Here is an 18,249-nt window from a genome sequence, read left to right as displayed (position 1 = left end):
AGGCTGAGGTGGACCGCTATTCACGCATGGTGCAGTTGCTGAAGGTCCTTCTTCCGCTGGCAGCGATCCTGTTGCTGTCGACGGTCTTCCTGTTCTCGCGCAGTATCGAGACAAATGTATCCGGGCCCTTTACCCAGCAGGACATCCGCGAACGGATCGAAGGTCAGGTCGTCACCCGCCCGCATTACCGAGGCACCACCCGAAAGGGCGAAAATATCCGGGTCGATGCGCGCAAGGCCACGCAGGGGGGCAATGGCACCTCGGCGACCGCAAATGAATTCCATGGCCGCTTTGACCTGTTGAACGGCGGTATCATCACGCTGGATTCCAAGACCGGGTCGATACGCCCTGACAAGGGCACTGCAACCTTCGTTGGGGATGTCGTCATCACCACCACCGACGGAATTCGGGTCACGACGGATTTGCTGAACACATCGCTTGACGAGATTCGGGGCGATACACCCGGTCAGGTGGACGGAACCGGCCCGATTGGAAATTTCACCGCCGGGCGCATGACCTTTGGCGCTGACAAAAAGGACGGCCCGGTCCATATTCTTTTTACAGATGGCGTTAAATTGGTATATGAGCCGGAAAAGGCAGAAAGATAACCTGTGTTCGATTTTCGTTTAGTCCCAGTTTGCATCGCCCTTGCCGCCGGTATGGCCCCGGCATTCGCACAAGAAGCACAGGTTGCTTTCGGATCGGTGAAAGCCGACCCGACGCTGCCGGTCGAGGTCACGTCGCAAACGCTGAATGTAAACCAGGAAACCGGGTCGGCCGAATTCGTGGGCGAGGTGCTTGTCATTCAGGGTGAAATGCGCCTGACGGCTGAACGCGTTCTGGTCATCTATAACCAGGAACGGTCAGCGATCGAGCGTATGGAGGCCACCGAAAACGTTGTGCTTGTCAGCCCGCCGGATGCAGCCGAGGGCGATTGGGCGGAATACACGATCAAAAGCGGCGTGATCGTGATGAAGGGCAATGTCCTGCTGACGCAGGGCCCCAGCACGATCAGTGGCGATCAGATGGTCGCGAACCTGTCGGCGGGCACCGCGACGATGTCTGGCCGGGTCAAGACCATTCTTCAGCCGGGTGGCAACTGATGGCCCGTCCCAACCTGTCAGTGGCCCAGGGCGCATCGGGTCTGAGGATCGAGAAGCTCCGGAAATCCTATCGCAAGAAAACGGTTATCCGTGACGTCACCATGACCCTTGACCGGTCCGAGGTCGTTGCCCTGCTTGGCCCGAACGGATCGGGAAAGACCACGACCTTCTATTCCGTCGCAGGCCTGGTGTTCCCCGAGGCCGGAACCGTCACCATTGATGGCCAGAACGTCACAACCCTGCCCATGTACCGGCGCGCGCGCATGGGCATCGGCTATCTGCCGCAAGAGATGTCGATCTTTCGCGGGATGAGCGTCGAAGACAATATCGCGGCGGTTCTGGATATCACTGTGGACCATGCCCACCGGCGAAAGGAACGGCTGGAAGAATTGCTGTCCGACTTTTCCATCGAACACCTGCGCCGCGCGCCTGCACTGGCGCTGTCGGGTGGTGAGCGCCGCCGGGTCGAGATTGCGCGCTGTCTGGCGGCCGATCCGAAATACCTGCTGTTGGACGAGCCGTTTGCCGGTGTCGACCCGATCAGCGTCGGCGATATCCGCCATCTTGTGGCCGACCTGAAAAAGCGCGGGATCGGGGTTCTGATTACCGACCACAATGTCCGCGAAACCCTTGAGATCGTTGATCGCGCCTATATCCTGCATGACGGCCAGGTGCTTATGTCAGGCACCCCCGATGAAGTGGTCGAAAACGAAAACGTCCGCAGGGTCTATCTTGGTGAAAATTTCCGTATTTCATGACCTTGCGCGGATTTGCGCCGGGTGCATGCCGGAAATCGCGTATATACACACCTGTTTTGATTGACTCTTCCGCCGTCTCTTGCCTCAATTGGGCCATGGCAATTCTTCGGTTCCAGTCTGGATCTCGATGTCCCTTCACTGAAGGGCCGGATCAAAGGCAACCGCTGAATATGTCGCTACCCCCCACCCGATAAAAACACGTATGCCGCGACCCGCGGCTTCAGAATGGGTGTGAATTGTGAAGGAGATCACATGCGTTACCAAATCAGCGGAAAACAGATTGACATCGGTGCCGCCCTGCAAACCCACGTGCAGACCGAACTTGGCGAGGTTGTTGGCAAATACGCCCAGCGGCCGACGGATGCCAATGTCGTCTTTTCCCGTTCAGCGCATGAATATGTTTGCGAAACGACCGTGCATCTGTCCACCGGCCTGACGGCGCAGGCCAAGGCCCACGCGACCGAGATCTATGCGGCCTTCGAGGGTTGCTGCGACAAGATGGAAACGCAGCTTCGGCGCTATAAGCGTCGTCTCAAGGACCACCACAAGGATCGGTCCGAACCGGTTGAACTCTTTGGGGCGTCGTCCTATATCCTCGCCTCTGACGAATCGTCTACGGCCGACGAACCCGAATCTCTGCAGCCGATGATTGTGGCTGAGATGGAAACCAAGATCCCGTCGCTGAGCGTGGGTGAAGCCGTGATGCAAATGGAACTTGCAGGCGCCCCGGTGCTGGTGTTCCGGAACGAGAACAAGGACGGATTGAATGTCGTTTATCGTCGTGAAGACGGAAATATCGGCTGGATTGATCCGTAATAGGCAAGGTTAACAGGCGCCCTCCCGCGTATGCGGGGGGTGACGCCACGGAGCATGACTATGGAGCTTTCGAGCATTCTCAAGCCCGAGGCGGTGCGCGTTCTATCCGCCGCCTCCAGCAAAAAGCGGCTGTTTCAGGAAATCGGTGACGTGGCGGCCGGAACGCTTGGGCTGGACCCGCAGGCAATCGTTGATGGTCTGCTGGAACGTGAAAGCCTGGGGCCGACCGGGGTTGGCCACGGTGTCGCCCTGCCGCATGCGCGCCTGTCCGGGCTGGACGCCGTGGTTGGTGTGTTCGTGATGCTGGAAAAGCCGATGGATTTCGGTTCGGTGGATCGACAGCCGGTCGATCTGGCCTTTGCGCTGTTTGCACCTGAAGATGGCGGCGTTGACCACCTGAAAGCGCTGGCTCTGGTGTCCCGGACCCTGCGCGAACAGTCGATATGCGCCAAGCTGCGGGCCAATCCCGACCCGGTTAAGCTGTACGCTATCCTGACCGCGCCGCAATCCATGCAGGCTGCCTGACCTGCGGATTTACTGACCAAACACGTTTCGTGCTGACACAAAAAAGGCCCCCGATGCCGGGGGCCTTTTTGTGTTGGAATATCGCCGGGTCTCAGCCGCCGGTGCCCATTTCAAGAGTCCACCAGATCTTGCCGCCGCCTTCCTGATGCCAGGAAAAGCCCATCTGCGTCGCTTTCGGGTCCATGATGACCGACCGCGGCCCCGGTTCCTGCATCCAGGCGGCCAGGGTTTCGGTTTCGGTTTCGTAGGTCTCCGAAATCGCCTCGCCCAGGAAGGTGCCGTAATACCCAACCCGCTGGGCCCGATCCAAAGGCGATGACCCGTCAGAGCCGAAGTGCCAGGGGCGGTTCTGGCGCGACATGTCCTTGGAGTGGGTTGCCGCCGCCGCGTTGAGCTGGGCGTTCAGCTGCACAGGTTGAAGCCCCGAGGACTGGCGTAGGGCATTGACCGAATCAAGCATGCGGTATTGCAGCTTTTCGGGATTGCCGCGAATTTTGTAAACGGTCGGCAGCGGGCGTCCGTCTGCGCCCAGGGCCGTCGTGCCGCTGGTGTCGGTACATGCCGCAAGGGCGAGGAATGAAATCAATAGAAAAGAAACAATGCGCGTCATGATCGGCCTGATTGTGGTTTCGTATTGGGGAATAGCCTGCCTTGCCGCCTTGAGTAAACGCGCAATGACACAACCTCGCGTGATTCTGCCGGTTTGATTTGCGACTGAAGCATTCTGGCAATAAAATGGTCCAAAATTTGCATCCAATCATAGCAAGGGACCGTTTGATATGGTCAAGAAACACATTCGTCTGTCCACCCGCCGCGGTTTTCTGGCCAGCGCGGGCGCTGCGCTTGCCGCACCTGCGGTCGCGCAATATATCCCCGGCGACCCGCTGCGCCCCGCCCCCGAAGCCGAGCCGGCGGTGCGCCGCAACGTTTCGGGCTTTCGGGCGCTTGAATGGCAGCCCTATTTCTCGAACACGAAAAACGGCGCCATACTGGTGGATACGGTTTCGCGGGCATTGCACTATTGGTCGGACGACCAGTCGGTTTACAAACTTTACCCCTCGTCAGTGCCTTTGACCGAGGAATTGACCCGGCGCGGCAGGACAAGCGTCATCCGCAAGGTCGAAGGGCCAAGCTGGTCGCCGACGCCGTCGATGAAGAAACGAAACCCGGAATGGCCGGACTATATCCCGCCGGGGCCCGATAACCCGTTGGGAACGCATGCTTTGTATCTGGGTTGGAAGTATTACCGCATCCACGGAACGCATGACACGCGCAAAATCGGGCGCAGATCGTCCAACGGTTGTATCGGTTTGTTCAACGAGGACATCGCCGAGCTGTTTTCAATGGCGAAGGTCGGCACGCAAGTGTTGCTAATTTGACGACATTTTCGCGCGCGAACGCGCCCGAGGTTCAAGTTGCAATTGCATTCCCGTGCCATTGCTGATTAGAAAAACCCACGAGGTAAGTCTTGGGTGTGCGGTTCCTAATGATGGAATCGCGCAAATTCTGGAGGTTAATATGAAGAAACTCGTTCTCGCCGCTGCACTGACCGCTGCTGCTTCGACCGCTTATGCAGGCAACCTGGAAGAGCCGGTTGTTGAAGCACCTGTTGTTGTAGAAGAAACTCAGGGTTCGTCGCAGGGCATCATCCTGCCGCTGATCCTGCTGGTTGTCGTTGCCGCAGCTGTTGCTGCAAGCTAATTCGACAAGCGACATTCAAAGAAAAGGCGGTGGGTCAAACCACCGCCTTTTTTTGTGCCGCCACCCTGTCAGGGTTCGGTCGGGGCCGGACATTTAGTCCAACCAGCCTTGCAGGTTTTTCGTGATGACCGCGCCCAGCGCCGCGATATGGCTGTCCTGGTCGTTGAGGCAGGGAATATAGGTAAAGCTTTCGCCCCCGGCCTCTTCAAAGCTTTCGCGGATTTCTTCGTTTATTTCTTCCAGCGTTTCGATGCAGTCGGCAGAGAATGCCGGTGCGATGACGGCGATGTTCTTTTTGCCCTGCCGGGCCAGCGTGGCCACGTGATCCACCGTATAGGGTTTCAGCCATTCCTCGGGTCCAAAGCGGGACTGGAATGTCGAAACAAGCTGATCGTCCGCCCATCCCAGCCGTTCCTTCAGCAGTCGCGTGGTCTTGGCGCATTGGCAATGATAGGGGTCGCCCTGCTGCAGGTATCTTTCCGGCATGCCGTGATAAGAACAGACCAGGATATCCGGCTGTGTCGGCATCGCCTCATAGGCCTGCTCGACGGATTGCGCCAGGGCGTCGATATAGGTGGGATCGTCGAAATAGGCAGGCACGGTCCGGCTGGTGGGTTGCCAGGTTTCTTCCATCAGCGCCCGAAAGAACTGGTCATTTGCCGTGGCAGTGGTTGCACCGGCGTATTGCGGATATAGCGGGAAAAACAGGATGCGGTCGCAGCCTTCTGACACCATCTGACGCACCTTGGATTTGGTCGAAGGATTGCCATAGCGCATGCAGAAATCGACCATCACCCGATCGCCATAGCGGTCCCGCATCGCATCGCGCAGCTTGGCTGTCTGGTCCTTGGTGATTGTCATCAGCGGGCTTTCGCCCTTGTCGTGGTTCCAGATCGACTTATAGGCCTCGCCCGAACTGAACGGGCGCTTGGTCAGGATGATGGATTGAAGGATCGGTTGCCATTTCCAGGCCGGATAGTCGATGACCCGTTTGTCGGACAGGAATTCGTTCAGATACCGGCGCATCGACCAATAGCCATAATCGTCGGGGGTACCAAGATTGGCCAGCAAAACGCCGACGCGTCCTGACTTGACCTTGGGGTGGTCCGAGGGCGCGTTTGCGGGTCGGGTTGCTTCGGTCATTGGCTGCTTCCTGAGTTCTGGCATTCCGCACTGAGATAAAGGGAAAAAACCTGTCGTCAATCAGGCAGTTTGCCTTCTTTGGTTCCAAGCGCTTCGGCAAGGCTGTGGCGGGCCGAGCCCGGTCTGAGCGGTTTTGGTTGGCTGGCATCGGGGGACCACCCCGTCAGGCAAACCAGGTCAAAGGTCGCCATCAGGCGGCCTTCGGGCGTTGCAAAATGTTGCGCGTACAGGTGCTGCGCCCGTTCGAAAACGGCCCGCCGTGTGGGGTGTTTCAGGCGGTTTGCCAGAACATTTGTCTCGGCCATGGCGCGCAGGTCGTGCATCAGGTGATAGATATCGCGATAACTGGCCTGACGGCGCGCCAGATCAGCCACGGGAAGGGCCAGACCGGCCCTTTGCAGCAGCCCGCCCATGTCCCGCAGCTCGGCCATCGGGGCGACGCGGGGGCTCAGCCCGCCCGAGGTTTCGACCTCGGCCTGGCCCAGGGCCGCGCGCAGTTCGTGCAGGGTTTCGCCCCCCAGGCAGACCACCAGTATCAGGCCATCAGGCCGCAAGGCCCTGTGGCATTGGATCAGTTGGCCAACCGGGTCATTCGCCCAATGCAGCGCCATCGCGTGGATCACAAGGTCATGCGCGCCAGGCGTCAGGGACAGCGTTTCGTCATCCGGGACGATCGTCGCCTGCGGCAGGATGCCCTCCCAGAGATGGGCAAAGGGTGTCACGACCGCCGGAGCCGTAAAGCTTTTGTTAACCATGGAGAGGCGATCCTCCACCTCATCCACGCAGGCGCGGTGCAGAAACAATGCGTCGTCCTGAATACGGGTGCGGTGCAACGCAAGTGTCTTGCGATCAAACAAAGAGGGCGGATTGGACGCTGGCATTTTCATAGGCCGCAATTATCGCATGTTGCAGCGAATTCAAACCGCCGTTGGGTTGGTTTATCCACCGCAGTGTATCGGGTGCGGAGCGCTGACGGAAACGGATTTCGGGCTGTGCGCTGCCTGTTGGGTTGATACGCCGTTCATTGGCGGCACCGTCTGCGACAGCTGCGGCACACAGGTGCCGGGCACATCCGACGGGCACCGGATTACCTGCGATGACTGCGTCAGGTCGCCGCCGCCATGGCGGGACGGGCGTGCGGCGCTGTTGTACCAGGGAAAGGCGCGGTCGCTGATTTTGGCGCTGAAACATGGTGACAGGCCCGAGCTGGCCCGGCCAGCCGCCCGATGGATGGCACAGGCGGGCCAAGACCTGTTCCGCCCCGGCATGCTGATCGCGCCCGTGCCCTTGCACTGGTCGCGGTTGATCCGGCGAAAATACAATCAGTCTGCGTTGCTGGCGCAGCATATCGGCCGCGATACCGGGCTGGAGCATTGCCCCGACCTGCTGGTCCGCAAGGTTCGGACACCAGTGCTGGACGGTAAATCCGCCGCTGAAAGGGCTGAAACCGTCGCCGGGGCGCTGATGGTGCATCCGGGCCGGGGCGACCGGCTGCGTGGTCGCGATGTCCTGCTGATCGATGACGTGATGACGTCCGGGGCCACCCTGTCCGCCTGTTCGCGGGCCTGCCTAGCGTCCGGCGCACGTAATATTTTCGTGTTGGTGCTGGCGCGCGTTGCCAAGGATACCTAATTCCCCCAGAATTACGCCAACTCAGGGGAACGGATCATGAAACCGGTCGAAATCTACACCTCGCCGCTTTGCGGCTTTTGCCACGCGGCCAAGCGGCTGCTGAAACAGAAAGGCGTCACGTTCAATGAAATTGACGTCTTGCTGCATCCCAAGCGCAAGCCCGAGATGATTGAGCGGGCAGGCGGGCGCCGCACGGTTCCGCAGATTTTCATCGGCGAAACCCATGTCGGCGGCTGCGATGATCTTTTTGATCTTGATCGCGCGGGCCAGTTGGATGGTCTGCTGGCCGCGTGATGAAGACGGCGCTGCTGCAAATCACATCGTCTGACGACCCGGCCGAGAATTTGCAGGTCGTCCAAGCGATGATGTCAGACGCCGCAGGGCAGGGCGCCCGGTTCATCCTTACCCCAGAGGTCACGAATTGCGTGTCCACCAGCACGACGCGGCAGCGCCAGGTGCTGCAGCATGAGGAAGACGACGCGACGCTTGCGGGGCTGCGCGAACAGGCGCAAGCCCTTGGCGTGTGGCTGTTGATCGGGTCGCTGGCCATCAAGACGCGTGACGCGGACGGCCGTTTTGCCAACCGGTCCTACATGGTCGGCCCGCAGGGGCAGGTCGTGGCCCGGTATGACAAAATCCACATGTTTGACGTGCAGGTCACCGAGACCGAGACATTTCGCGAATCGGCAAATTACCGCCCCGGCGACCGGGCGGTTGTGGCCGAAACCGACTTTGGCGCGGTCGGGATGAGCGTCTGTTACGATCTGCGCTTTGCACATCTGTATGCTGGCCTGGCACGGGCAGGCGCGCGTATCCTGACCGTTCCGGCCGCTTTTTCACCGGTTACCGGTGCCGCCCATTGGCAGCCGCTTTTGCGGGCGCGGGCCATAGAAAACGGGTGTTGGGTACTTGCTCCGGCTCAGACCGGGACGCATGCCAAGACCCGCGGCCGGACCCGCCACACCTATGGTCACAGCCTTGTCGTCGCACCCTGGGGAGAGGTGCTGATCGACGCAGGGACGGAACCGGGCATTCACATTTTCGAATTGGATGATACTTCTGTAACAGAAGCGCGGCGCCGAGTGCCGTCTTTGTCCCATATCCGTCCTTTTGACGGACCCTGATCCAGAACCGGACCATGAACGACGAAAACAATGCCCTTGCGGTGACGCTGTTCAGCGAGATTCTTGCCGCCGACCAGCTTTTGCGGAACCGGCTTAGCCGGGTTCTGCCCAAGGGCATGGAGATTTCGCATTTCTCGGTGCTCAATCACCTGGTCTTTGTCGGCGGCGAACGCAGCCCGGCGCAGCTGGCAAACACGTTCCACGTGACGCGTGGTGCCATGACCAATACTTTGGCCAAGCTGGAATGGGCCGGCTATGTGCATGTGCGCCCCGATTGGGATGACGCCCGGCGAAAGATGGTAGCCATCAGCCCGGCCGGGCGGCGGGCCCGCGAACAGGCGATCTCGTCCATCGCGCCCCTGATCAACCGCGTCGTTGGCGACCTGGGGCGGGAACGCGTTCGCAGCACGCTACCCGTGCTGAGGGACCTGCGGCAGAAACTCGAAGACGAGTGACCTCAGCCGGGTTTGACGCTGGCCGTCACGTAATTGACGCTTAGGTCCCGGTCCGAGATCGACCATGTCCACAGCACCGGGTTGAACACGAATCCCTTGCGGTCCACCGGGTCCAGCCCTGCCTGGCGCAGCAGGTCGAACAGCTCATCCGGAGTGATGAACTTGTTCCATTCATGCGTCCCGCGCGGCAGCCAGCGCATGATCACCTCGGCGCCGAAAATGGCCATCGCATAGGATTTCGGGTTCCGGTTGATGGTCGAACAAATCTGTAACCCGCCGGGTTTCAGCAATTGTTGCGTGGCGGTCAGGTAGGACAGCGGGTCGGCGACATGTTCGACCACTTCCATGTTCAGCACCACGTCAAACTGTTCGCCCGCGGCGGCCATGTCTTCGGCCGTGCTGTGGCGATAGTCGATTTCCAGACCGGATTGAGCGGCATGAATACGGGCAACGGGCAGGTTCCCTTCGGCGGCATCCGCCCCGACGACCATAGCGCCCAGCCGCGCCATCGGCTCGCTCAGCAACCCGCCGCCGCAGCCGATATCCAACAGGCGCAGGCCCTCGAAAGGTTTCGGTGCTTTCAGGTCGCGGTCAAACTCGCCCGCGATCTGCTGCGTGATATAGTCCAGACGGCACGGATTCAGCATGTGCAGCGGTTTGAATTTACCATGCGGGTCCCACCATTCCTCTGCCATCGCTTCGAATTTTGCGATCTCGGAGGGGTCGACCGTGTTCGGATGCGCTTGCATTCCTGTCTCCGTATGCTCTTTTACGTCCCAAGGACTATATAGGGCCATAATGGACAAGTACCCGGACCAAAAGCGCGCAGTTCAATATCTTTACCCGCCGATTGACCCGTTCGATCAGCGTATGGTCGATATGGGCGACGGGCATCGTATCTATGTGGAACAATGCGGCAATCCCGATGGGGTGCCTGTGGTTGTCCTGCATGGTGGCCCGGGCGGCGGGTGCAGCCCCGCCATGCGGCGGTATTTCGACCCGAAAACCTATCGGGTGATTCTTTTCGACCAGCGCGGGTGCGGACGTTCGCGGCCGCATGCCTCGGTCACGGACAACACGACCTGGCACCTTGTGGATGATATCGAACGGCTGAGAACGTTGTTCGACATTGACGAATGGGTGGTGTTTGGCGGCAGCTGGGGTGCCACGCTGGCGCTGATCTATGCGCAGTCGCATCCCGACCGGGTCAGCCGGCTGGTGCTGCGCGGCGTTTTCCTTATGACCCGCGCGGAGTTGGATTGGTTTTATGGCGGCGGGGCGGGAAAATTCTGGCCCGAGCAATGGGCGAAATTCACCGCGCTTTTGTCCGAGGCCGAGCTGTCGGACACGATCGGGGCCTATCACCGGCGCCTGTTCTCGGGCGACCGCGCCACCGAAATCCTGTATGCCCGCGCCTGGTCCGCCTGGGAAAATGCGCTGGCGTCAATTCATTCGAACGGGGCAGCGGGTGAAACCCCGGGGGAATATGCGCGCGCCTTTGCGCGCCTTGAAAACCACTATTTCATCAACGAAGGATTCCTGGATCGGGATCAGCAGATTCTGAACCGGATGGATCGGATTGCGCATATTCCGGGCTTTATCGTTCAGGGCCGCTATGACATGATCTGCCCGCCTCAGGCCGCCTGGACCCTGGCAGAGCGTTGGCCGAATGCCGAGCTGAAAATGGTGCGCCACGCGGGCCACGCCCTGTCCGAGCCCGGCATAAGTGCTGAACTGGTCCGGATCATGGACCGAATCGCAGAGGGGACGGTATGACCCGGATTGATCGCCGTGCATTATTCGCGTCCGGTGCCGCCGCCGCCTTGCTGGCCGCGACCGGGGCGTCGCTGGCGGATACGCCCAAGGCGGGCGGCACGCTGCGTCTGGCGGTTCCGCGCGATGGCAGCCTTGAGAAAGTCGCGCGCGGCGCGGTATTCGATACGCTGACCGAGATCGCGCCAGATGGCACGTTGCGCGGCGAGTTGGCGACCGGCTGGCAAACCGAAGAAAACGCCCGCATTTGGAGCTTTGATATTCGCGCGGATGTCGTGTTTCACGACGGCACAGCCTTGTTGGTCGATGATGTCATGGCAGTGCTGGCCGAGCTGGGACGGGTCGAGGCCCTGTCCCCCAACCGCGTGAGGTTGGAGCTGGCCGCGTCTAATACAGGGCTGCCCTTTCTGTTGGCTGACAACCGTTTCGTCGTAACGCGCGACGGGCACGGCGTGACGCCTCTGCAGGCGGCGAACGGAACCGGATGTTACCGGGTCGAGCGCGCCGAGGATGGGCGGCATTTCCTGGGTCGCAGGGTTGCGGGGCACTATAAGGATGGTCAGGCCGGTTGGGCCGATACGCTGGAAATCATCGTGATCCCTGATGCCCGTGTCCGGGCAGAGGCTTTGCGCGACGGATATGTAGACATCGCCGCTTTGCCCGAAGGCGACGATCTCAGGGGTCAGCGCGGGTTGCGGTATCACCCCAGCGAGGCGGATATGGCGCTGGCCGTGGCCTCTCATGTCGGGATGCCGCGCCAGATCGCTCAGGGCCGTGCCCTGGATGATGGCCGCATTGCAGAACGGTGGTGGCTGGCGTAAATCCGGTCACGTTTTTCGCCGGGGGTTGCAGACTCGGGAACTCCTGCGTATATGCAGTTGCAACAGCGGCGCGTTGGACTTCTGGTCCAAGGCTCCACCGGAAAATTCGACGGGCCGCGCGCCCGTTTTTTTGTGCCCGATCGATAGGGTAGAGAACCTGATGACAAACGACCTGATAGCCAAAGCGGCCATTGACCGGCGACTGGCCGAGATCATCACCCCCGTGATCGAGGATCTGGGGTATGAACTCGTCCGCATCCGTTTGATGAGCGGCAAGACCACCACGCTGCAAATCATGGCCGACAAGCCCGATGGCGGTATCGAAGTGGATGACTGCGCCGAGATTTCCAACGCGGTCAGCGCCACGCTGGATGTCGAGGACCCGATCCTTGACGCCTATACGCTTGAGGTTTCCAGCCCCGGTATCGACCGGCCGCTGACCCGCCTCAAGGACTTTGAGAATTTCGAAGGGTACGAGGCCAAGATCGAAACCGCCGAGCTGATCGACGGCCGCCGCCGTTTCAAGGGTGAATTGGCCGGGATCGAAGGGGACGAGGTTCTGATCAACATCCCCGAAGGGTCCGAGACCATTACCATCGGTCTGCAATTCGACTGGCTGAGCGACGCCAAGCTGGTCCTGACCGATGACCTGATCAAGGAAATGCTGCGCCAGCGCAAAGACGCGGGCGCCCTGAACGAAAACGCTTTCGACGAGATTGAGACCGAAGGGTCCGAAGAGGAGACGAACTGATGGCAATCACCTCAGCCAACCAGCTGGAGCTGCTGCAGACCGCCGAGGCCGTGGCCCGCGAAAAGATGATCGACCCCGGTCTGGTTGTCGAAGCGATGGAAGAATCGCTCGCCCGCGCCGCCAAGAGCCGTTACGGCGCTGAAATGGACATTCGTGTCTCGATCGACCGCAAGACCGGCAAGGCGACCTTTACCCGCGTGCGCACCGTGGTCGAGGATGAAGAGCTTGAGAATTATCAGGCCGAAATGACCGTCGAGCAGGCCAAACAATACATGGAATCGCCCGAGGTTGGCGACGTCTTTGTCGAAGAGGTTCCTCCGGTCGAAATGGGCCGTATCGCGGCACAATCCGCCAAGCAGGTGATCCTGCAAAAGGTGCGCGAAGCCGAGCGTGACCGTCAGTACGAAGAATTCAAGGATCGTGCGGGCACCATCATCAACGGTGCGGTCAAGCGCGAGGAATTCGGCAATGTCATCGTCGATCTGGGCGGTGCCGAGGCCGTTCTGCGCCGCAATGACAAAATCGGTCGCGAAAGCTATCGCCCGAACGATCGCGTGCGTGCCTATATCAAAGAGGTTCGCCGCGAGGTTCGTGGCCACCAGATCTTCCTGTCGCGCACCGCGCCGGAATTCATGGCCGAGCTGTTCAAGATGGAAGTGCCGGAAATCTATGACGGCATCATCGAGGTCAAGGCCGTGGCCCGCGACCCCGGCTCGCGCGCCAAGATCGCTGTGATTTCCTATGACGGTTCGATTGACCCCGTCGGTGCCTGCGTCGGTATGCGCGGCAGCCGTGTGCAGGCCGTTGTGAACGAGCTGCAGGGTGAAAAGATCGACATCATCCCGTGGAACGAAGATCAGCCGACTTTCCTGGTGAACGCGCTGCAGCCTGCCGAGGTTTCCAAGGTGGTTCTGGACGAAGAAGCCGGCAAGATCGAAGTTGTGGTGCCCGAAGAACAACTGAGCCTTGCCATCGGTCGCCGCGGTCAGAACGTGCGTCTGGCCAGCCAGCTGACCAATCTGGACATCGACATCATGACCGAGGCCGAAGAATCGGCGCGTCGTCAGAAAGAATTCGAAGCCCGCACCCAACTGTTCATGGAAAGCCTCGATCTGGACGAGTTCTTCGCACAGCTGCTGGTGTCCGAAGGCTTCACCAATCTCGAAGAGGTTGCCTATGTCGAGATCGACGAACTGTTGGTCATTGACGGCGTTGACGAGGGCACCGCGCAGGAATTGCAGACCCGTGCGCGTGAATTCCTTGAGGCGCAGGCCAAGGCCGCCCTGGACGCGGCCCGCAGCTTGGGCGCCGAGGACAGCCTTATTGAATTCGAAGGCCTGACACCCCAGATGGTAGAAGCGCTGGCCAAGGACGACGTGAAAACGTTGGAAGACTTTGCCACCTGCGCTGACTGGGAACTGGCCGGTGGCTGGACCACGGTCGACGGCGAGCGCATCAAGGATGACGGTGTACTGGAGCCCTTTGGCGTGACGCTGGAAGAGGCGCAGGATCTGGTCATGACCGCGCGCATCATGCTGGGCTGGGTTGATCCGGCCGAGTTGGAACAGGCTGAAGAAGATGTCGACGCCGATGTTGCCAAAGAGGAAGCCGAGGCCTGATCTCAGGGCCTCGGGTGGCGCAGATGGGTCGCGGCGGCGTCCATAAGGATCGGTCCGAAGGACCTGAGCGGAAATGCATCGCCACCGGCGATATTCAGCCTAAATATGGGTTGATACGCTTTGTGACGGGGCCCGACGGACAGGTCTATCCCGATGTCGCGGGAAAATTGCCGGGGCGCGGGGTCTATGTGGCGGCAAGCCGCGAGGCGCTGGACAAGGCCGTGAACAAGAAATTGTTCACGCGCGGGTTCAAGGCGCAGGTCGCGGTGCCCAAGGACCTGACGGACGAGGTCGAGAAACAGATCGCGCGCCGCGTGGTTGAATTGCTCAGCCTTGCGCGCAAGTCCGGGGATGCGGTCGCGGGCTATGAAAAGGTCAAGACGTGGCTGGATCGGGAAGAGGCGAGTGTTCTGCTTCAGGCCGCCGACGGATCGGGGCGCGGCAAGTCGAAACTCAGCACGCCGCACTTCGGCAAATATATCGGCTGGCTGACGGCGGACGAGTTGGGACAGGCATTTGGGCGCCAAACCGTGATTCATGCGGCGCTGGCCTCTGGCGGACTCGCCAAACGTGTTGTAGAGGAAGCGCAGCGCCTGCGTGGCTTGCGCGAAACGGATGACGGCGGCAGGGGCCGCTCGGAAGGGTAAGAAGCTTTATGAGCGATAATGACGGCAAAAAGACATTGGGTCTTCGTGGCGGGGCACGCCCCGGAAATGTGAAACAGAGTTTCAGCCACGGGCGTACCAAGAATGTCGTGGTGGAAACCAAACGCAAACGCGTGGTGGTTCCCAAGCCGGGCGCCGGCAAACCGGGTGGCGGAGCAACGCCCTCGGGTGATCCGTCGCGTCGCCCCGCCGGTATCTCCGACGCTGAAATGGCCCGCCGGATGAAGGCCCTTCAGGCTGCCAAGGCGCGCGAGGCCGAAGAGGCCGCCGCCCGTGAGGCCGCCGAAAAGGCGCGTGAAGAGGAACGCGCCCGTCGCCGTGCCGAACAAGAGGCCAAGGAACGCGAACAGCGTGAGGCCGAAGAGAAAGCCCGCGCCAAGGCCGAGGAAGACGAGCGCAAGCGCAAAGAGGCGGAAGACGCCGCGAAACGCGCAGCCGCGGCACCTGCCGCCGAAGAACCCAAGGCGGCCCGTGGTCCGGTCAACAAACCAGCCCCGGCCGCAGCGCCGCGCAAGCAGGACCGCGAACGCGAACAGCGCGGTCGTGGCAAAGGCCGTGACGACAACCGCCGTTCGGGCAAGCTGACACTGGGTCAGGCCACCGGCGGCGAAGGCAACCGCCAACGCTCGATGGCCGCGATGAAGCGCAAGCAAGAGCGCGCGCGCCAAAAAGCCATGGGCGGCACGGTCGAGCGGGAAAAGGTGATCCGCGACGTTCAGCTGCCCGAGGCCATCATGGTGTCCGAGCTGGCCAACCGTATGGCCGAGCGTGTGGCTGATGTCGTCAAATCGCTGATGAACATGGGCATGATGGTCACGCAGAACCAGACCATCGACGCCGATACCGCGGAACTGATCATCGAAGAGTTCGGCCACAAGGTGACCCGCGTATCCGATTCGGATGTCGAGGACGTCATCAAAGAGGTCGAGGACACGGACGAAGATCTGAAGCCGCGTCCGCCGGTCATTACCATCATGGGTCACGTTGACCACGGTAAGACCTCGCTGCTGGACGCAATCCGCGACGCACGTGTTGTTGCAGGCGAGGCCGGTGGCATCACCCAGCATATCGGCGCCTATCAGGTGAAAACCGATGGCGGCACCACGCTGTCATTCCTGGATACTCCGGGCCACGCGGCGTTTACGTCGATGCGGTCGCGCGGTGCTCAGGTCACGGATATCGTGGTTCTGGTGGTTGCGGCTGACGACGCCGTGATGCCGCAGACGATCGAGGCAATCAACCACGCCAAAGCGGCCGAAGTACCGATGATCGTGGCAATCAACAAGGTCGATAAACCGGACGCCAACCCCGACAAGGTGCGTACCGATCTGCTGCAACACGAAGTGATCGTCGAGAAAATGTCGGGTGAGGTTCAGGACGTCGAAGTCTCGGCCATCACCGGACAGGGTCTGGACGAATTGCTGGAAGCCATCGCGCTGCAGGCCGAAATTCTGGAACTGAAAGCCAACCCCGACCGCGCCGCCCAAGGTGCCGTGATCGAGGCGCAGCTGGATGTGGGCCGCGGCCCCGTGGCCACCGTTCTGGTTCAGAACGGCACGCTGCGCCAGGGCGACATCTTTGTTGTGGGCGAGCAGTACGGTAAGGTCCGCGCGCTGATCAACGACAAGGGCGAACGCGTCAAGGAAGCTGGCCCCTCGGTCCCGGTCGAGGTTCTGGGCCTGAACGGCACGCCCGAAGCCGGCGACGTGCTGAACGTGACGGAAACCGAAGCACAGGCCCGCGAAATCGCCGAATACCGCGAAAAGGCTGCCAAGGACAAACGCGCCGCCGCCGGTGCCGCGACCACGCTTGAGCAGTTGATGCAGAAGGCTAAGGAAGACGAGAACGTCACCGAACTGCCCATTCTGATGAAAGCCGACGTTCAGGGTTCTGCCGAGGCTATCGTTCAGGCGATGGAGAAGATCGGCAATGACGAGGTGCGCGTGCGTGTCCTGCACTCGGGTGTGGGCGCGATCACCGAAACGGATGTCGGCCTTGCCGAAGCATCCGGCGCGCCGATCTTTGGGTTCAACGTCCGTGCCAACGCATCGGCGCGGAACACCGCGAACCAGAAGGGTGTCGAGATCCGGTATTACTCGGTGATCTATGACCTGGTGGATGACGTGAAAGCGGCCGCTTCCGGCCTGCTCAGCGCCGAGATCCGCGAAAAGTTCATCGGCTATGCCGAGATCAAAGAGGTCTTCAAGGTTACCGGTGTCGGCAAGGTTGCGGGCTGTCTGGTCACCGAAGGCGTCGCCCGCCGGTCTGCCGGTGTGCGTCTGCTGCGCGACAACGTGGTGATCCACGAAGGCACGCTGAAGACGCTGAAACGCTTCAAGGACGAAGTGGCCGAGGTTCAGTCGGGTCAGGAATGCGGTATGGCGTTCGAAAACTACGACGATATCCGCCCTGCCGACGTGATCGAGATTTTCGAGCGCGAAGAGGTCACCCGCACCCTGGATTGATCCGGGAAAGCGGAATGAACAAGAAAAACAGCGGTCCATTGTGGCCGCTGTTTTTTGTTGTTGTTACCGCTGTTTCAGCGGCGCGAATGTGCCGGGATGCAGGATGATGTCGAAATGGTGCATTCCCTTTTGCAGATCGAAGCCGACAGAATGCCCGGCCTTGCGCAGCAACTCCGCATAATCGCGGCTTTGACGAATAAATTCGGCCGTGTCCCGTTCGGCGACGGTGATCCGGTATCGCGGCCCCGGCGCGGGAAGGTGCAACGCGGGTGACAGGTCGTTTATTTCAACCGGGGTCAGGTGCAGCGTATCGTTCACGGGGGTCAGGCTGATAGGCTCAAGATCATAGACGCCGCTGATCAGGATGACATCGCGCACCCGCATGCCTGCTCGGGCAAGGGCATCGGACGCGGTGGCCATGACCATCGCGGCCAGATGGGCACCGGCGCTGTGCCCGGACAAGGTGACCTGCGACGGGTTGATCCCCAGTGACCTGGCCTGTGCGGCAAGCCACAGCAAGGCATTCAGGCATTCCTGGACCATCTCGCCCAGCCGGGCCTTTGGGGCCAGGGTGTAGTTCAAACAGGCAAAAGCGTGCCCGTTCTGCACCAGCGCCGGGGCCATCATGGCCGACTCGCGCTGGCTGAGGGCCTGCCAATATCCGCCATGAATAAAGACATGCAGCGGCGCATCGACACCCTGTGCCGGGAAAAAGTCCATCACCTGTGCCGGGCCATCGCCATAGCGCAGGTTCTCACGCGGTGACAGGTCATTGCGGGCTTGGGCGCTCAGCGCGCCATAGCTGGCAAGATAGGGCGCAAGGTCGCCGCCCACCATCGAGCTTGGCGCATATTGCTCTTCAAGCTCGGCTTGGGAAAACCCGCGATACAGCATCAAA

General features: G+C 60.7%; 22 protein-coding genes. 17 read left to right on the top strand and 5 right to left on the bottom strand.

The window, feature by feature from the left end; genetic code table 11:
• Positions 1-8: 8 nt before the first annotated feature.
• The 5 genes from lptC (at position 9) to ACXAG8_RS13315 (ending at position 3,202) form a co-directional block, all read left to right on the top strand.
• Complete coding sequence (gene lptC / locus ACXAG8_RS13335; RefSeq protein WP_475226152.1) at positions 9-608, top strand: LPS export ABC transporter periplasmic protein LptC; 600 nt, start codon at positions 9-11, stop codon at positions 606-608.
• Between the two features lie 51 nt (positions 609-659).
• Positions 660-1,103, top strand: a complete 444-nt coding sequence (locus ACXAG8_RS13330) for an LptA/OstA family protein (protein ID WP_475226148.1) — start codon at positions 660-662, stop codon at positions 1,101-1,103.
• Positions 1,103-1,861, top strand: a complete 759-nt coding sequence (lptB, locus tag ACXAG8_RS13325) for an LPS export ABC transporter ATP-binding protein (RefSeq protein ID WP_475226143.1) — start codon at positions 1,103-1,105, stop codon at positions 1,859-1,861. The genes ACXAG8_RS13330 and lptB overlap by 1 nt, the downstream gene beginning before the upstream one ends.
• A gap of 252 nt (positions 1,862-2,113) precedes the next feature.
• Positions 2,114-2,677 carry a ribosome hibernation-promoting factor, HPF/YfiA family gene (gene hpf / locus ACXAG8_RS13320; RefSeq protein WP_475226139.1) on the top strand — a complete coding sequence of 188 codons (564 nt, stop codon included), beginning with the start codon at positions 2,114-2,116 and terminating at the stop codon, positions 2,675-2,677.
• A 60-nt stretch (positions 2,678-2,737) separates the two neighbouring features.
• Entirely contained in the window at positions 2,738-3,202 is a 465-nt protein-coding gene (locus ACXAG8_RS13315; RefSeq protein ID WP_475226136.1) for a PTS sugar transporter subunit IIA, read from the top strand.
• Between the two features lie 91 nt (positions 3,203-3,293).
• On the opposite strand, the gene dalA is transcribed toward ACXAG8_RS13315, so the two are convergent.
• The gene (dalA, locus tag ACXAG8_RS13310; protein WP_475226132.1) at positions 3,294-3,812 is read right to left on the bottom strand and encodes a divisome-associated lipoprotein DalA; all 519 of its coding nucleotides are present in this window, start codon (positions 3,810-3,812) and stop codon (positions 3,294-3,296) included.
• Between the two features lie 169 nt (positions 3,813-3,981).
• Here dalA and ACXAG8_RS13305 point away from each other — a divergent pair, with 169 nt between their 5' ends.
• Both ACXAG8_RS13305 and ACXAG8_RS13300 read left to right on the top strand, forming a co-directional pair.
• The gene (locus ACXAG8_RS13305) at positions 3,982-4,581 is read left to right on the top strand and encodes a L,D-transpeptidase (protein WP_475226125.1); all 600 of its coding nucleotides are present in this window, start codon (positions 3,982-3,984) and stop codon (positions 4,579-4,581) included.
• 139 nt (positions 4,582-4,720) lie between these two features.
• Entirely contained in the window at positions 4,721-4,903 is a 183-nt protein-coding gene (locus ACXAG8_RS13300; RefSeq protein WP_010442520.1) for a hypothetical protein, read from the top strand.
• Between the two features lie 93 nt (positions 4,904-4,996).
• Here ACXAG8_RS13300 and hemH read toward each other — a convergent pair whose 3' ends face one another.
• Both hemH and ACXAG8_RS13290 read right to left on the bottom strand, forming a co-directional pair.
• Positions 4,997-6,046 carry a ferrochelatase gene (gene hemH / locus ACXAG8_RS13295; RefSeq protein WP_475226121.1) on the bottom strand — a complete coding sequence of 350 codons (1,050 nt, stop codon included), beginning with the start codon at positions 6,044-6,046 and terminating at the stop codon, positions 4,997-4,999.
• 56 nt (positions 6,047-6,102) lie between these two features.
• Positions 6,103-6,933, bottom strand: coding sequence for a methyltransferase domain-containing protein (locus ACXAG8_RS13290; RefSeq protein WP_475226117.1), 831 nt, complete (start codon positions 6,931-6,933; stop codon positions 6,103-6,105).
• A 16-nt stretch (positions 6,934-6,949) separates the two neighbouring features.
• On the opposite strand from ACXAG8_RS13290, the gene ACXAG8_RS13285 reads away from it, so the two are divergent.
• Genes ACXAG8_RS13285 through ACXAG8_RS13270 form a run of 4 tightly spaced genes read left to right on the top strand, consistent with a single transcriptional unit; the run spans position 6,950 to position 9,257 of the window.
• Positions 6,950-7,678, top strand: coding sequence for a double zinc ribbon domain-containing protein (locus tag ACXAG8_RS13285; protein WP_475226110.1), 729 nt, complete (start codon positions 6,950-6,952; stop codon positions 7,676-7,678).
• Between the two features lie 36 nt (positions 7,679-7,714).
• The gene (grxC, locus tag ACXAG8_RS13280; protein ID WP_475226106.1) at positions 7,715-7,972 is read left to right on the top strand and encodes a glutaredoxin 3; all 258 of its coding nucleotides are present in this window, start codon (positions 7,715-7,717) and stop codon (positions 7,970-7,972) included.
• Complete coding sequence (locus ACXAG8_RS13275; RefSeq protein ID WP_475226101.1) at positions 7,972-8,802, top strand: carbon-nitrogen hydrolase family protein; 831 nt, start codon at positions 7,972-7,974, stop codon at positions 8,800-8,802. Before grxC ends, ACXAG8_RS13275 begins: the two co-directional genes overlap by 1 nt.
• Positions 8,803-8,816: 14 nt before the next feature.
• A complete protein-coding gene (locus tag ACXAG8_RS13270) occupies positions 8,817-9,257 on the top strand; it encodes a MarR family winged helix-turn-helix transcriptional regulator (RefSeq protein WP_475226098.1) in 441 nt (146 codons plus the stop codon).
• Between the two features lie 2 nt (positions 9,258-9,259).
• Here ACXAG8_RS13270 and ubiG read toward each other — a convergent pair whose 3' ends face one another.
• Complete coding sequence (gene ubiG, locus ACXAG8_RS13265; protein ID WP_475226092.1) at positions 9,260-10,006, bottom strand: bifunctional 2-polyprenyl-6-hydroxyphenol methylase/3-demethylubiquinol 3-O-methyltransferase UbiG; 747 nt, start codon at positions 10,004-10,006, stop codon at positions 9,260-9,262.
• Between the two features lie 49 nt (positions 10,007-10,055).
• Between ubiG and pip the strand changes: the two genes are divergently transcribed.
• The 6 genes from pip to infB all read left to right on the top strand — a co-directional run bounded on the left by pip (position 10,056) and on the right by infB (position 17,351).
• Complete coding sequence (pip, locus tag ACXAG8_RS13260) at positions 10,056-11,033, top strand: prolyl aminopeptidase (RefSeq protein ID WP_475226089.1); 978 nt, start codon at positions 10,056-10,058, stop codon at positions 11,031-11,033.
• A complete protein-coding gene (locus tag ACXAG8_RS13255; RefSeq protein WP_475226086.1) occupies positions 11,030-11,851 on the top strand; it encodes an ABC transporter substrate-binding protein in 822 nt (273 codons plus the stop codon). Before pip ends, ACXAG8_RS13255 begins: the two co-directional genes overlap by 4 nt.
• A 160-nt stretch (positions 11,852-12,011) precedes the next feature.
• A complete protein-coding gene (gene rimP / locus ACXAG8_RS13250) occupies positions 12,012-12,602 on the top strand; it encodes a ribosome maturation factor RimP (protein ID WP_475226083.1) in 591 nt (196 codons plus the stop codon).
• Positions 12,602-14,221 (top strand): transcription termination factor NusA, encoded by a 1,620-nt coding sequence (nusA, locus tag ACXAG8_RS13245; protein ID WP_475226080.1) that lies wholly within the window; start codon positions 12,602-12,604, stop codon positions 14,219-14,221. Before rimP ends, nusA begins: the two co-directional genes overlap by 1 nt.
• A gap of 23 nt (positions 14,222-14,244) precedes the next feature.
• Complete coding sequence (locus ACXAG8_RS13240) at positions 14,245-14,868, top strand: RNA-binding protein (protein WP_475226075.1); 624 nt, start codon at positions 14,245-14,247, stop codon at positions 14,866-14,868.
• Between the two features lie 8 nt (positions 14,869-14,876).
• Positions 14,877-17,351 (top strand): translation initiation factor IF-2, encoded by a 2,475-nt coding sequence (gene infB / locus ACXAG8_RS13235; protein ID WP_475226070.1) that lies wholly within the window; start codon positions 14,877-14,879, stop codon positions 17,349-17,351.
• 63 nt (positions 17,352-17,414) lie between these two features.
• On the opposite strand, the gene ACXAG8_RS13230 is transcribed toward infB, so the two are convergent.
• On the bottom strand, positions 17,415-18,245 hold the full coding sequence (locus ACXAG8_RS13230) for an alpha/beta hydrolase (protein WP_475226066.1): 831 nt from the start codon (positions 18,243-18,245) through the stop codon (positions 17,415-17,417).
• Positions 18,246-18,249 lie beyond the last annotated feature (4 nt).

The organism is Ruegeria sp. ABD4_443 (assembly GCF_056160865.1).
This window is presented reverse-complemented; position numbering and strand designations above follow the sequence as displayed.